Below are 14525 nucleotides of genomic sequence, written 5' to 3' on the forward strand. Positions count from 1 at the left end.
GACGCGGTCAGCGCGGCAGCAGCAGGGCCACCGACTCCACCACGATCATCGCCACCGTGCCGACCGCGACCGCGAGCGGCAGGCCCGCGCCGCCCGGTCTGCCCCGCCGCCCCTCCCGGTAGCGCCACCGCGCGGCGACGAGCACCACCAGCCCGAGCGACACGGTGACCACCAGCCCCACCAGCGCGAGCGGTCCGACGCGGTCGACGGTCAGCCTCGTCAGCACCGCCGAGCCCGCGATCATCGCCAACGCCGTGCGCTGCCACGCCAGCGCGGTGCGCTCGGGTTGCGCGCCCCGGTCCACCGCTACGCCTTCAGCACCAGCACGACGACCGCCGCCACCACGACGCCGACGACCAGCACCAGCCCGATCGCGAACGACGGCAGCGGCTCGTCGTGCCGCATCGCGCGCTCGCTGCGCGCCCACCGCACCCACGACACCACCGCGCACACCAGGCCCAGCCCGATCAGCAGCACCGCCAGCGCGGGCTCCAACGCGTCGGGCAGGCCGAGGTCGACGGCGTCCACCGCCACCCCGCACGCGAGCAGGGCGAGTGCCGTGCGGATCCACGCCAGGAACGTCCGCTCGTTCGCGAAGCTGAACCGGTAGTCGGGTTCGTTCCCGGAGCCGTAGACGCTCCGCGGTCGCCTGTCGCGGTCAGGCGGGGGCACGACGCATCACCTCCCAGCGTGTCGTGGCACCCGGACCATAGCCGGTGCGCGGTCCACTCAGGACACTGGCCGTCGCCCGGCGAACGCGAGCAGCGGGGCCGCCAGCAGCACCAGCGGGATCGCGATCGCCAGGGTCGCCGGCCGCGACGTGTCGCCGAGCGGGCCGGCGGACGGCAGGAACACGCTCAACCCCACCCCGACGGCCACCACGAGCACCGGCACGGCCACCGCCACCGGTACCGCCTCCCGCCGGGGCACCCGGTCGCGCGGCGAGCGGGCCACCACCAGCCCCGCGACGCCGGCCACCAGGTGCTCCCAGTCCGACAGGGTGCCGACGAAGGCGAACGACCCCACCACGTAGAGCGCCAGCCCCAGCCGCACCCTCGACCGCCACGGCGGCGGCGCGGACGCGGACAGCAGCGCCGCCACCCACAGCGACCCGGCGGAGAACCCGACGTCCAGCGTGCCGGCGGTGCGCTCGGCCCAGTCCCACCCGGTCCACCGCAGCACCGCCAGCAGCGCGGCGCTCAGCAGCACCGCGCCGAGCTGGCCCGCGACGGCGACGACCGCCGCGTACCGCGTGCCCCGCACCCACTCCGCCGCACCGACGAACAACGCGAACGTGCCCGCCATCGGCACGTAGGCGGCGGGCACGACGGCCAGGAACGACCCGGTGACCGGCGTCCACCAGCGCCCCTCGGCCAGCGACGGCACACCGAACGCCACCTCCGGGTACCAGGGCCGATCGGCGGCGGCCGACCACAGCGCGCCGGTCGCGACCCCGACCACGAGCATCACCACGACCACCGCGGTCGTGAAGGGCAACCGCCGCACCACCTCAGTCACGCGCCGCACGGGACCTCGCACCTCGTTCCCCGGACCTCGATCGGCCCCGCCGCCCGGACGCCGAGCGCCTGCCGCACCCCCTGCCGCGGACCCACCGCGATCATCGTGCACAGCGGGACAACTCCCGGCGACCGCCGGTGGTTCCGCCGTGGCCGGGGCCGGTTCCGTCCACATCGGACACCGCGACTCCCGTCGGACCCGTGGCCCGCGAACGCGTGATCCCCGAACGCGCGACCCGCGGACACGCAGCCCGCGGACACGCGGCGGCCGACCCGGCCGTCACCGCGCCCGACGGTCGGCCACCGCGCGAAGGGGTCAGGAAGCGCCTTCGAGGCCGCGGCGGAACCACTCCGTCATGTGCGTCTCCGCGCGCGGGAACCAGCGGTTCTCGGTGGCGAAGTCCGCCGGCGACGGCGGCTCCTCGAACGCGGGCCGCTCGTCGCGGTTGTACCGGATCTGGTAGCGGAACGGCGGGTCCACGATGTACTCGAACCCGACCCACGAACCCAGGCCCTCGGCGTACATGCCCTTGCGCAGCTGCTGGAACATCCGCCACACCTCGGGCGGCATCTCCCAGCCGCGCACCGACTTGTCCGGCATCTGCACGCCGGTCGACATCTCGCTGTGCTGCCCGATCATCGACGCGCGGACCACCAGCCGCTGCCAGCCCTCCGGCATCGTGGCGACCACGGCCTGCGTGATCTCCGCCAGCTTCTGCTGCTGCTCGATCGGGTCGAGCTGCGGCCACTTGGGCATGGTGTGGAGTCCTCCTCGGCGGCGCGCCCGCTCGTCCGGGCGCGGTAGTGGTCCGGTCCCAGCCTACCGTTGCGGTTCGGCGGCCTCCCGCTCGCGCTCCGCCGCCTCGCCCGCGTCGAGCAGGGCGCGCAGCCACGGCGGGATGTGCTCCTCCGACCTCGGGAACACCTCCAGGTCCCGCACGAACGTCGTCGGGTGCAGCGCGGGCCACCAGCGCGGGTCCTCGTCGAAGTTGAACGACACCTCCGGCTCCGCGCCGGGCCGCAGCACCATCCGAGCGGAGAACCACGTGCCGCGGTCCTCCTCGTACAGCACGCCCCGCAGCTCCTGGAACGCGTCGGTCACCACCGGCGACAGCACGACCTGGCCGGGGTCCGCGCCGCGATCGTCCCGCACGGACACGGCGAACTCGTACGCGAGGGCGGTCGCCGTCACCGACAGCGCCAGCTCCGACCAGCCCGCCGGCGCGGCCGACGTGAGCGCGTTCGCGGCCTCGGCGACCAGCTCAGCGCTTCTTGAAGCGGTCCTGGGGTCCATAGTTCACCTCCGGCTTGTTCGGGAACACGCGTTCCTTGGTGACCACGGAATCCACGATCTTCCGGTTGTTCTCGTCCAGCAGCGGTTGGCCGTTCGCGTCCGTCTTGTAGGTGACCTCCTGCCAGCGCATGGTCACCTCGCCCGGCACGCCGTCCGCGTCCCGCTGCATCCGCACCTGGTAGTTGCGGATGTCCTGACCCGGCGCCTCGGCGAAGTTCTTCAACTCCACCTCCTGCGCCCGCCACGACGCCGCGTTCGTCCAGCCGTCCTTGTAGTTGCCGGAGTTGGACGCCGCCATCTGCGGGTGCATGTTCAGGTACTCGCCGAGGCCGCCCAGCTCGTTGGCCAGGAGGTGGCCGCCCGCCCACTTGACGCGCGCGTCCTCCTTCGCCTGGTCGGACAGCGGGCGCTCGGGGGTCTCCGGCGGGAACGCCGCCTCGCCCTCCATCTGCGCCCGCCGCTGCGAGCCGCGCTCCTTCTGGTCGTCGCGGTAGTCGGACGACTGGCCGCCCGCCTCGACGTCGCCGGTCATGGAGTCCGTCTGGCCGTGCCGGTCGGTGTGGAAGGTGAGGAACAGCTCCCGGTTGTGGTAGTTCGGCACCCGGTACTGGACGTCGGGCAGCAGCGGGTGGGCCAGGTCGGGGTTGAAGCCCGCCCACTTCTGCTCCTCCTTGCCGACCGGGACCGGGTTGCCGTCCTCGTCCCGCACGACGTTCCTCTTCGAGCCGGGCTCGGCCTCGACCCACTTCACCCGGCCGTTCTCGTCGGTGTAGAAGGTGGTCTTGGTGCCGTTCGCGTTCTCCACCGGGTAGGCGGTGTAGGGGCGGAGCGGGTCGTGCCCGTCCAGGCCGCGCAACGGCTCCGGCACGGGGTCCGGCGTGGTCGGCTGGTGGAAGTCCGGGTCCTTGTTGCCGTCCGGGATCGTCGGCCGCTCGCGGTGCTCCGCGCGGATCGGCGGGTCGTACACGTCGATCGGGCGGGGCGGGTCGTCCGGCTTGTCGCCGGGCCGGTGGGTGGGCCGGTCCCAGTCCACGAACCGCTCGTTGAACGCCGGGTCGTCGGGGCTGATGACCCTCGGCTTCGGCGGCGGCGCGTATTCCGGGTCGTCGGGGTCGGGTGCGTCGCCGTTGTCCGTGCCGTTGCTCGCGTCGCTGCTCGGGTCGTTGTCCGGGTCGTCGCCGTCGCCGCGGGACCGCGCGTCCTCCGGGGTGAGGTCGTGCTTGTCGGCGTCGGCGGTGTCGGGCGTGAAGGCGTCGTCGCTGCCCTTGGAGGTCGAGCCGTCGGGGTGGTGGGTGTCCCACTCGCCGTTCGGCGGGATGCGGGGCGTGCGGTTGCCGTTCGCGTCGACGTCGTAGTCGGACGAGAAGACCCGGCCCTGGGAATCCGTCCAGGCGGGCTTGTTCGGGGCCAGGACGGGGGTGTCGAGTTCGCGCGACAGCCTGCGGGCGAAGTCGTTGCTGCCCGCGTCGCAGCCGATCAGGCGGATCGGCCTGCCGTCGTAGTCGCCGTTGCGGCGCAGGATGTCCGCGAACTCCTCGGGCGAGTACGTGTGGTCGCCGATCCGCGCCCGCCCGTCCGGCGTGACGTGGACGTCGACGGTGTACCTGCCGTCGGGGTCGGGCTGCACCCGGTGCGGCAGGTCGCCCATGTCGTCGTCGCCGCGGTGGAACGAGGTGCCGGCGGGGGTGGACTCGGCGTGCCTGCGGTTGACCTCGTCGGGTCCGGGCCGGTCGTCCGCGCCGTGGTGGGCGCCGTCCGGGTCGCCGCCGTCGTGGTGCGGGCGGTCGTCGCCGCCGTCGCGGTGCCGGTTGTCGACGTCGTGCGGGCCGCCGTCGGGCCGGTGCTGATCCGGTCGTTGCTGGTCGGGGCGGCTGCCGTCGGGGCGGTTGCCGGGCCTGTCGGTGCCGGGCCCGTGGTGGTTCGGCGCGGGCGCGGGGCCTCGGCTGACGGGTGGCGTCGGGCCGGTCGGGTGGGTGCTCGAACCGGGGCCGTTCGTGCGCGGCGGGCCGACCGGACCGCGCTGCTGCGGCGGACCAGCGTGCGACGGACCGCTGTGCGGCATGCCCTGGCGGGACGGTCCCGTGTTGGGCGGCGCGGTGTGCGAAGGGCCGCCATGAGTCGGTCCGGCGTGCGGAGGTCCGCTGTGAGGTGGTCCGGCGTGCGAAGGGCCGGACGGTGACGGACCGTGGTGCGAGGGCCCGTTGTGCGAGGGGCCCGCGTGCGAAGGGCTCGTGGTGGGCGGGCCGGCGTGCGACGGCCTCGGGCCCTCGGGGGTGCGGGCGCTCGGGATGCCCGACCCCACGTCGCCGCGGCTGCCCGGCGTGCCGGTCCAGCCACCACCGCCGGGGCGCGTGCTGCTCGGCGTGCCGCCACTCGGGTTCGCACCACCGGGGTGCGCGCCACCGGGCGGGTTGCCGCCGGGGCCGGTCGTCGGCTGGTTCGGGTGCGGGCCGGGTGCGTTCGGGTCGCGCTGCGGCGTCGACGTGTGCGGCTGGTCGGGGCGGGCCGGTGCGTCCGGCGGCGCGGCCGTCGACGAGTGCGTCTGGTCGACCCGCGCCGGGGCCGGGCCACCACCGGACGGGCTGTGCCCACCCGAAGAGTGCCCACCCGACGACGGTCCGCCCGAAGGGGAACCACCCGAGGAACCACCTGGTGAGTGCCCGCCCGGCGCGGAGTTGCCGCCCGGACCACCGCGGTGCTCCCCCACCGGCGCGTGGCTGCCGGGCGCGGGGCTGTTGCCACCGGGGCCGCCGCGGTGCTCGCCGACCGGATGGTGGCTGCTCGACGACGGGCTGTTGCCGCCCGGACCGCCGCGGTGCTCGCCGACCGGGCTGTGGCCGCCGGGCGTCGAACCGGACGGCGTGTGCCCGCCCGGCGTGTGCCCCGAGGGCGTGCGGCCGGTCGGCGTGTGGGTGCCGGGGCTGGTGCCGCCGGGTGTGGTGCCGCCGGTCGGGTGGGGTGTGCCGCCGCGCGGGCTGTCGTTGTCGGGTGAGCCGTTGCCGTCGCCCCGTCCGGGTCGGCCGCCGGGCGTGCCCGAGGGGCTGGTGTCGGCCGGGCCCGGCCGGGTGGTGGTGTCGGCGGGGCCGCTGCCCGAGGTGTTGGTCGTGCCGTCGCCCGACCGCGACGACGGCGTACCGGCGTTGCCGGACGACGGCGACGAGCCGTCGCCGTCACCGCTGCCGTTGCCCCGGCTGTCGCCGTCACCGCTGCCGTTGCCGTCACCGCTGCCGCGACCGGTCCCGGATGGACCGTCGACATCGGACCTGCCGGTCTGGAGGAAGCCGCCCTTCTTGATGTTCTTCGGGTCCAGCACGTCCAACCCGGTGGCCTTGCCCGCGAGCTTCCCGACCACCTTCATGATCTTCTCGAACACCTCGACGAGGCGCTTGAGCATCGGCGAGACCCGCTTGATGGTGCTCAGCAGGTCCTTGATGATCTTCGCGATCCTGGCGGCCCACTTCGAGATCGCCGTCACGGCCTGCGCCACGATCACCGGCGTGCCGAACCCCAGCGTGAACGCCGCCTCCAGCACCCAGGCGATCAGCTTCCCCACCAGGTCGGCGATCAGGTCCCGCACCATCTCGCGGACGAACCCGACCACCATCCCCATCAGCCCCACGACCGTGCCCACGGTCGAAGCGGCCGACGCGGCCCCGCTCAGCGCGTCACCGTGCACCTGCGAGTTGGTCAGGTACTGGGCCGCGGCGGCCCCCTCCCACCCCGCGGTGCCCTTCGCCACGGCCGCCCGGTAGTCCTCGGCGACCTTCCCCAGCTCCTCGCCCACGTTGTTCCACGTCGTGGAGTAGGACTCGATCACCGGCGGGTTGCCCGCCAGCCAGTCCAGCACCTCCTTCAACGGCTGCATGTGCTCCATCAGGAACGACGCGGCCGACGACAGCAGCGTCCCGAACGGGTCGATCGCCATCGCCGCCGCGTCCGCGGCCAGCCCGACCATGCCGAGGCCGGCCTCGACCCAGTTGCCGTCCTTGATGCCGTTGAACGTGTCCATCGCCGACTCGGCGATGGAGATGCCCGTCGCCCACCCGTTGTCGCCGGTGCCGGCGTTGAAGAACGAGTTCGACTCCGCGGGCGGTGCCTCGACCAGGGGGTTCTCCGGCGCCATCACGAACCCGTCCGGAAGCTGTCACGCACGGAGTCCTCGATCTCGCGGTACTGCGTCACGGTGTCGCGGACCGCCTTGCCGGCGGCCTCCATCGCGGCCACGGCGCCCTGCAACGCCTCCAGCCCCCACTGCTCGACCGGGTCCAGCATCATCCGGAACGGCTGGCAGATGATCCCGTACGCGTCCGTCGGCATGCTCACCGACTGCGCGGCCTGCACCGCCGTCTGGATCCGCGATCCCAGGTCGTCCAGTTGCTTACCGTGACCCTCCAACGTCTCCGCGACGATCTCGAATCCGGCCATGAACATCTCCCCCCGAACGCGTTGCCCCCGACACCGGGCGGGCACCGGGTCGTCGACGGTCACTGGTCGACGGTCACTGTATGAATGCCGACGCAATCACGTCGAGTCCGGTTCCGGTCGACCCGGTGATCCGCACGGCGCGGGCCGTGACGGTTGTCACGACCCGCGCCGCGCGCCGGGCATCGCGGACCGCTCGACGACACCACGTCGTCACCGCCATCGCACCACGACCGGCCGGTCACGGGGGTGGTTTTCGGGAGGATCAGGCCGGACCGGCGGGGTGGTGGTGTCCGTAGGGGACGGCGTCCAGCAGCGTCACGCGGATGGTGCTGCCGTCGGGCACGGCGTAGGTGCGCTGCTCGCCCCGGCGGGCGCCGGTCAGCGCGGCGCCCAGCGGCGAGTCGGGCGAGTAGACCTCGATGTCGCCGTGCTCGGCGGCGCGCGTGCCCAGCAGGAAGGTCTCGGTGTCGTCGGTGTCGTCGTAGCGGACGGTGAGCACCATGCCGGGTTCGGCGATGCCGTCGTCGGGCGGGTCCTCGCCGACGACCGCGTTGGTCAGCAGGTCGTGGATCTCGCGGATGCGCTCCTCCCGCTGCCTGCGCCTGCTCGGGTCGCGGTCGTCCTGCGCGGCGGTCCCGTCGAGGGCGCTGGGCGCGGCGTTCCCGGTCAGGGCGGCCAGTTCCGCCAGCAGCCGCTGGTGGGCCTGCGGTGTCAGCCAGACGCGTCGGCTGCCGGGTCGGGTGCTGGTCATGGTGGCCCTCGTGGTTGGTCTCGGGTCGGTGGGTGGAAGGGGGTGCCGTCAGGGCGGTCCGGGGGGAGACCGGGTCCGCCCTGACGGCGAGGGTGCCCGTGGCGCCGGGTGCTGATCGGCGCCGGCGCCGCGGGCTGGGTGGTGGCTCGTGGATCGGTCGCGATCGGGGACGGTCGCGATCGGGGATGGTGGCGATCGGGGATGGTGGCGATCGGGGACGGTGGCGGGTCGCCTCGTCCTCTGTGGATGGTGCGGTGGTGCGAGGGGCGTCTCCGGTGGCGGGTGGGGTGGGGCAGGCCGGCGGCGGGGAGGCGTCAGCCGCCGGCCGGGTCGGTGGTGCGCAGGCGCAGGATCGCGTCGACGTCGCGGGCGTAGTCGGTGGCGATGCGCGTCAGGATGTCGCGTTGGACGCGCAGCAGCGTGTTCTCCGCGCGCAGCCAGGTCAGCTCCGCGCGTTCCTCACCCGTGAGCGGGTCGAGGCCGGTGGGCGTGGTGCCGTCCATGCGGTCGCCCTCAGCGCAGCGGGTCGAACTCGCGCAACGCGTCGGGTTGCTTGCCGGTGGTGATCTGCTCCGCGAGCAACCGGCCGGTGACCGGGCCGTGCGCGAGTCCCCACATGCCGTGGCCGCCCGCGACGTACACGCCGGGCACGCGCACCGCGCCGATCAGCGGACGCCCGTCGGGCGTGACCGGGCGCGGGCCGACCCACACGTCCCGCCGCTCCTTCCAGCGCACGCCGTCGAGCAGCGGGCGGGCGGAGGCGATGATCGCCTCCAGCCGCGCCGTGACGCCGGGCGCGTCCGGGTCGCGGAACTCCATCGTGCCCGCCACCCGCAGCGCGCCCTGGTACGGCGTGCACGCCACCCGCACGTCGGGCAGGTAGATCGGACCGGGCACCGGTCGGTCCACGGGCACGGTGAACGAGTAGCCGCGCCCGGCGCGCACCGGCACGCGCACGCCCCAGCGGGACGCCAGCCGGGACAGCCAGGCGCCGGTCGCCACGACCGCGACGTCGGCCGACACCGCCTTGCCGGTGCGGGGCCGCACCGTGACGCCCTTGCCGTCCGCGCCGATGTCGACGGTCTCGAACAGGCGGATCGTCGCGCCGCGGGCGACGACCGACCGGGCCAGCGCCTGGACGAAGCCGCCGGGGTCGATGTGGCGCTGGCCGTCGATGCGCACCCCGGTGGTCAGCGCGGCCGAGGCGAGCGGCACGTGCTCGCGCAGCCGGTCGCCGCGCAGCTCGGCGTGGTCGACGGGCTGCCCGGCGTCGGCCATGCGGCGCAGCTCGCGCAGCAACCCCTGCGCCTGCGCCGGCGTCTCGAAGGCGGCGGTGATGGGCGCGTCGATCGTGGGCGCGTCGACGCCGTTCGCGGTGAGCACGTCGAACGCCTCGACGCACTCCTCGTTGAGCGGGAGGTTGGCGCGGACCGCCCGCGTCCAGGACGACCACCGGCAGTTGGCGGCGAACCGCGCGAGGAACGCCCACAGGCCGGGGTCGACCGCCAACGGGATGTGCAGGGGCGCGGTGGGGTTCAGCAGCGACCGCAGGCCGTAGCGCAGCACGGAGGGCTCGTTGAGCGGGATCGCGAGGCCCGGCGCGATCCACCCGGCGTTGCCCCACGACGCGCCGGCGGCCACGCCGGTGCGGTCGATCACGGTCACCTCGACGCCGCGCTCCTGGAGGAACCACGCGGTGGACAGGCCCACGATGCCCGCACCGACCACGACCGCCGACCGCGGTCCGCCGTCGATGCGCCCGACGCCGACCATGACCACCTCCACACCCGATGGGAACTCCTGACGCCAGCCAGCATGGCCAGGCCGACACGCCGAACCGTTGTCCGTCGCCGACAACTTGGCGAGGAACTCTTGTCCGAATCCGACAGGGGTGAGTTCATGGGGGCTCGGTTGTCGGGTTCGGGCCGGTCAGGGCCGCGAGGGATCGCGGGTGCCGAGGGGTGGGGTTCATCAGCCGGTCGGCGGCGTCGGCGGTGTGCCGGCAGTGGTCGACCACCCGGTCCAGCGCCGCCCGCCGCACCCCTCCGGGCAGGTGGTCGTGGGCGGTGGTGGCGGCGTAGGCGCGCACCAGGTCGTGCCTGGCGTACCGGCCGCCGGGGGCGTGGGTGATCAGGGACGCGTCGGCCGGCGCGCGCAGCGCGGCGTGGGTGTCGCGCGTCCAGGCCCCACTCGCGCGGCTCGGCGACGAGGTCGGGCCGGGTGCGGGTGCGGGCGGCGATCAGGCCCGGCACGAGCGGGACCGTCACCGGGCGCGGGCGGCGCGGTTACCGGGCCGGGCCACCGCCGGGACTGGCGCGACGCCGGCGGTTCCCTCGACGACCACGCGCTCCACTCCCGGTCGTGGTCGGTCGTGGTCGGTCGTCCCGGTCGCGGTCAGTCGTCCCCGGCCGCCGCCAGGTCGATGATCATCGCCAGCCGCTTCCGGGCGTCGTCCAGGTCGAGCGCGGTCACCTCGGCCATCCGGCGCAGGCGGTACCGGATGGTGTTCGGGTGCACGCCGAGCCGCTCCCCCGCGACGGCGAGGTCGCCCTGGGCCTCCAGCCACGCGCGCAGCGTCGCCACGTGGTGGGTGCCGTGCCGGGTGTCGTGGCGGCGCAGCTCGGCCACCGGGCCCCGCGCGGGGGTGCGGCCGGCCCTGGCGGCGGCCCGCAGGCGCTGGAGCAGGATGTCGTCCCACGACTCGTCGTACGCCGGCGGCACGGCCTCCGGTGTGCGCGCCTCGTGCAGGGCCAGGCACTCGTCGGCCTCCTGCCTGCTCGCGGGCAGGTCGGCGGCGGACGCCGTCCCGCCGATGCCGGCCGTCACCGTCACCTGCGCGGGCAGCGCCGCCCGCAGCAGGGCCACCCACTCCCGCGCGCCCGCCACCTGCTCACCGGGCAGGATCGTGTAGAGCGTGTTGCCTGCCAGGGTGCTGCGCCCCGGTCGCGACCAGCCGAAACCGGTGGTGGCGCGGTCGAAGGCGAGCAGCAGCGCGGCGTGCCGCTCGGCGGCGATGTGCGCGCGGACGGCGATGACCCGCAGCGGGCCCTGCGGCAGCCCGAGCCTGCTGACCACCGTGGCGGCGTCCGCGGTGCCCTCCAGCAGCCGGCTCACCAGGTCCGACTCGACCTGGCGCTCCAGGTCCGCGCTGGCCCGCGAGCGCAGCAGGTGCAGCGCCACCGTGCGCGCGCCGTCGGCCAGGGCGGTGCACCGCACGCCGGTCAGCGGCGCGCCGCAGGTCACCCACACCGAACCCAGCAGCTCGCGGCCCGCGCGGACCGCGACGACCATGCGGCCCGTCAGCCCCAGCTCCGGGGCCTGCTCGACGAACAGCGGCTCGTCGTAGGCCGCCAGGTACCCGAACACGCCCCGGTCCTCGAACAGCTCGCGCAGCCGGTCCGGCACCTGCCTGCTCAGGATCGTCTCCAGGCGGGCCGGGTCCGCGCCGTGCTGCGAACTGGAGTACGCCAGCACCCGCGACAGCCGGTCCTCGATGGTCACCGCGCCGCCGACCGCCCCGGCCAGGCTGTCCGCCAGCGCGAACAGGTCCGTCGGCCCGCGGCCCGACTCCGTCTCGCGGCCCTCCAGCACCAGCCCGTACACGACGCCGGCCAACTGGCTCCAGGACACGGCGGGGTCGACCACCATCACCGCGACGCCCGCCGCCTCGCCGGCCGCGACGGCCGCCCGCTCCACGTCGACCCCGCCGTGCACCAGCACGACGGACGCCCGCGCGGCGACCGCCCAGTCCACGGCCTGGTCGAGCGATGCCGCGCCGACGGCCAGGAACACGTCGCCGCCCACCGCCCGGTCGGCGGTGGCCTCGTGCATCACCACGCTGCGCAGCTCGACCGCCCGCGACACCGGGCAGCACGCCAACCGCACACCGTAGCCACCCAGCACGTTCACCAGGCGGTCCAACCTGACCATGAGCAAACCCCGTTCGAAGGCCGACGACCCACCGTAACCGCCGACCTCGCCACCCCACGCGGCCGGGACGACCCGCCGCGCCCCTCCACTGTGGACGGCACCTCGGCGGTCCAGGGTGCCGGCCGGCGGTGGCGGACGTCCCGCAAGCCGGACCGGGACGCACCGCCCGCCGCCGACCCGGACCGCCCTGCCCGGCCGCCCTGCCGGCACCCGAGCCGTACAGCGCTGTCAGGGTTGCCCGGTCAGCCGGCGGGGACGGCCAGCACGCCGAGCACGGTGGCCTCCAGCACGGCGGCGGCGTCGCGCCGGCGCAACCTGCCCGCGCCGACCTCGTCCGCCGCCACGTGGAGCAGGTTGTGGAACACCGAGACCAGCCAGCCCTGGGGGAGGTCGGTGCGGAACGCGCCCTCGTCCCGGCCGCGCGCGATGAGCCGTTCCACCTGCTGCAGCACGGTCCTGTGGTAGTTGCGCACCTGCCGCGGCGAGAGCACCGCGGCGGCGGCGGCCATGAGGTTGCGGTAGCCGGCCAGGATGCGCCAGGCCGACCTGATGAGCCTGGACAGCGCCTCGGCGGCGGAGCCCTCGTCCAGCCGTTCGGCGTCGAGCACCTCCGCCGCGCTGGTCACCGCGCGGTCGAGGACCCGCGCGAGCAGTTCCTCCCTCGACACGAAATGGCTGTAGAGCGTGACCCTGCTCACACCGGCCGCCTGCGCGATGGACGTCATGCTGACGTCCGGCTGGTCGCTGAAGCACTCCAGCGCGGCGTCGAGGATCGCTTCGATGTTCCGCTCGGCATCCGCCCGCCGCCGTCCCTCACGACTCATGGCGTCATGGTCGCACGACGCCGTGACGGGTCGTCGCGCGAAGCCGGCGTTGCCCGGTGCCCGCGGCACCTCGGGATTTCCGGCGTCGCGTCGGGGTTCCGCCACCGGTCGGGCTTCCTGGCACCGGTCGGGATTCCTGGCACCGGTCGGGATTCCTGGCACCGGTCGGGGTCCCTGGCGTCGCGTCCGGGGCTCCCGCGCCGGGGCCGCGGTTCCCGCGTCGCCTCAGGGCGTCCGGAAGACGCGGCTCAGCACCTCGTCGGAGACGTGCGGGTGCCGTGCCGAGTACGATCGCAACGCCCGCAGGTACTCGCGTTCCAGCTCGTCCTCGTCCACCTCCGTGGCGTGCCCGGCGCGCACCAGCACCCGACCGGCGACCATGACGGTGTCGACGTCGAGCGAACCGCCGAGCGTCAGGAACGCCTCCAGCGGCCGGGGGTTGAGCAGGTAGCGCCAGTCCGTGGTGCGCACCAGGACCAGGTCCGCCTGCTTGCCCACCTCCAGCGAACCCACCTCGTCGTCCCACCCGAGACCGCGCGCCGCCGTGCGGGTCGCCATCGCCAACGCCGTGCTGGGCAACACCCGCGTGTTGTCGGCGGCGATCTCGTTGTGCGCCTGCCAGGCGGCGCGCATCGCCTCGGCCATGCTCCCCAGCGGGAACACCCCGCCGTCGGTGGACAGCGACACGCCCACGCCCCGCGCCACCAGGTCGGTGAGCACGGCGGTCTCGCTCAACGTCGACTCGCCGCTCGGGCCGTACTTCGCCGGTGAGTGGCTGATGTGGGCGCCCGACGCGACCAGCAGCTCGCGCTCCTCGTCGTCGACGAAGGCGCAGTGCACCGCCGTCAGCCGGTCCGTCAGCAGCCCCAGGTCGGCCAGCCTGCGCACCGGGGTCGTGCCGTAGCAGGCCCGCACCGCCTCGGACTCGTTGCGCAGGGCCGCGACGTGGGTGGCGAACCGGGTGTCGTGGCGGGACACCAGGTCGGCGAGGCCGCGCCCCAGCTCGTCGGACATCGCGGGCACGTACAGCGCCGACGGCCGCACCCGCACGGTGCCGCCCGGCGCGGTGCGCAGCAGGTCCGCCAGCTCCGCCAGGAGCCGGTCGGTGTCGCGGGTGCGCCGGTGGCGGTGCTCGCCCGGCAGGCACACCGCGTCGGACGCCCACGTGCTGACCGACAACCGGATGCCCAGCGAGCGCGCGGCGTCGACCAGCGCGTCCGGCCGGTTCAGCGATCCGGTGTCCCCCACCGTGGTCGTGCCCGACCGCAGCTGCGTCCACAGCGAGTAGCGCGCGATCGCCGACGCCTCGTCCGCGGCGAGGCCGGCGATCAGGTCGTGGAAGGCGTCGAACGCCGCCGTCACCTGCGGCAGGTCGCCGCCGTGGGAGAAGAAGCCCGGCTGGTCGTCCCGGTCGGACGGTGGGCGCGACGCGGCGCGGAGCACCACCCGCCCGGCGAACATGTCGTGCCAGTGCCCGTTGACGAAACCGGGCAGCACCATCATCCCGTCCGCGTCGACGGTGCGCACGTCGACGGACAGCTCCGCCGCCGCCGCGTCCACGCGCGCCACGTCGCCGACCGCCGCCACGCGGTCGCCCACCACCAGCACCGAGCCCACCGGGTAGACGCGTTCACCGTCGTCGGCGGTGTGGACGACACCGCCGCGGATCAGGGTCGCGTGCCCGTCGGGACCGCTGTTCACACCATCGGGGTTGCTCATGTCGTTCGTCCTCCGGGGATCTCGACCGATCGCTGTCCGCGCTGTCGCGGCATGTCGCGCCGGCT

At 74.7% G+C, this 14525-nt stretch carries 14 protein-coding genes; all 14 read right to left on the minus strand.

The genetic code is table 11. From position 1 onward, the window contains the following. Window positions 1-7: 7 nt before the first annotated feature. On the minus strand, window positions 8-304 hold the full coding sequence (locus C8E97_RS18715; RefSeq protein ID WP_170211902.1) for a DUF202 domain-containing protein: 297 nt from the start codon (window positions 302-304) through the stop codon (window positions 8-10). 2 nt (window positions 305-306) lie between these two features. Beyond that, entirely contained in the window at window positions 307-672 is a 366-nt protein-coding gene (locus C8E97_RS18720; protein WP_121006884.1) for a YidH family protein, read from the minus strand. A 57-nt stretch (window positions 673-729) separates the two neighbouring features. Next, complete coding sequence (locus C8E97_RS18725; protein ID WP_147455167.1) at window positions 730-1518, minus strand: hypothetical protein; 789 nt, start codon at window positions 1516-1518, stop codon at window positions 730-732. Window positions 1519-1833: 315 nt separating this feature from the next. Beyond that, complete coding sequence (locus tag C8E97_RS18730) at window positions 1834-2274, minus strand: hypothetical protein (protein WP_121006886.1); 441 nt, start codon at window positions 2272-2274, stop codon at window positions 1834-1836. Window positions 2275-2337: 63 nt separating this feature from the next. Continuing rightward, window positions 2338-2811: a hypothetical protein gene (locus tag C8E97_RS18735; protein ID WP_121006887.1), complete on the minus strand. Its 474-nt coding sequence runs from the start codon at window positions 2809-2811 to the stop codon at window positions 2338-2340. Further along, complete coding sequence (locus C8E97_RS18740; RefSeq protein ID WP_121006888.1) at window positions 2780-6934, minus strand: hypothetical protein; 4155 nt, start codon at window positions 6932-6934, stop codon at window positions 2780-2782. The genes C8E97_RS18735 and C8E97_RS18740 overlap by 32 nt, the downstream gene beginning before the upstream one ends. Next, window positions 6934-7236, minus strand: coding sequence for a type VII secretion target (locus C8E97_RS18745; RefSeq protein ID WP_342776234.1), 303 nt, complete (start codon window positions 7234-7236; stop codon window positions 6934-6936). Before C8E97_RS18745 ends, C8E97_RS18740 begins: the two co-directional genes overlap by 1 nt. Before the next feature lie 262 nt (window positions 7237-7498). Further along, window positions 7499-7987, minus strand: coding sequence for a GreA/GreB family elongation factor (locus C8E97_RS18750; protein ID WP_121006889.1), 489 nt, complete (start codon window positions 7985-7987; stop codon window positions 7499-7501). Between the two features lie 314 nt (window positions 7988-8301). After that, on the minus strand, window positions 8302-8490 hold the full coding sequence (locus C8E97_RS18755) for a hypothetical protein (protein ID WP_121006890.1): 189 nt from the start codon (window positions 8488-8490) through the stop codon (window positions 8302-8304). A gap of 10 nt (window positions 8491-8500) precedes the next feature. Then, a complete protein-coding gene (locus C8E97_RS18760; protein WP_121011854.1) occupies window positions 8501-9760 on the minus strand; it encodes an NAD(P)/FAD-dependent oxidoreductase in 1260 nt (419 codons plus the stop codon). 124 nt (window positions 9761-9884) lie between these two features. Continuing rightward, entirely contained in the window at window positions 9885-10076 is a 192-nt protein-coding gene (locus C8E97_RS18765) for a hypothetical protein (RefSeq protein WP_121006891.1), read from the minus strand. Between the two features lie 305 nt (window positions 10077-10381). Continuing rightward, a complete protein-coding gene (locus C8E97_RS18770) occupies window positions 10382-11917 on the minus strand; it encodes a PucR family transcriptional regulator (RefSeq protein ID WP_121006892.1) in 1536 nt (511 codons plus the stop codon). 242 nt (window positions 11918-12159) lie between these two features. Next, the gene (locus C8E97_RS18775) at window positions 12160-12741 is read right to left on the minus strand and encodes a TetR/AcrR family transcriptional regulator (RefSeq protein WP_121006893.1); all 582 of its coding nucleotides are present in this window, start codon (window positions 12739-12741) and stop codon (window positions 12160-12162) included. A 225-nt stretch (window positions 12742-12966) separates the two neighbouring features. Further along, window positions 12967-14460, minus strand: a complete 1494-nt coding sequence (locus C8E97_RS18780; protein WP_121006894.1) for an amidohydrolase family protein — start codon at window positions 14458-14460, stop codon at window positions 12967-12969. Between the last annotated feature and the right edge of the window lie 65 nt (window positions 14461-14525).

The sequence above is a fragment of the Saccharothrix australiensis genome (genome assembly GCF_003634935.1).
Taxonomy (GTDB): Bacteria; Actinomycetota; Actinomycetes; order Mycobacteriales; family Pseudonocardiaceae; genus Actinosynnema; species Actinosynnema australiense.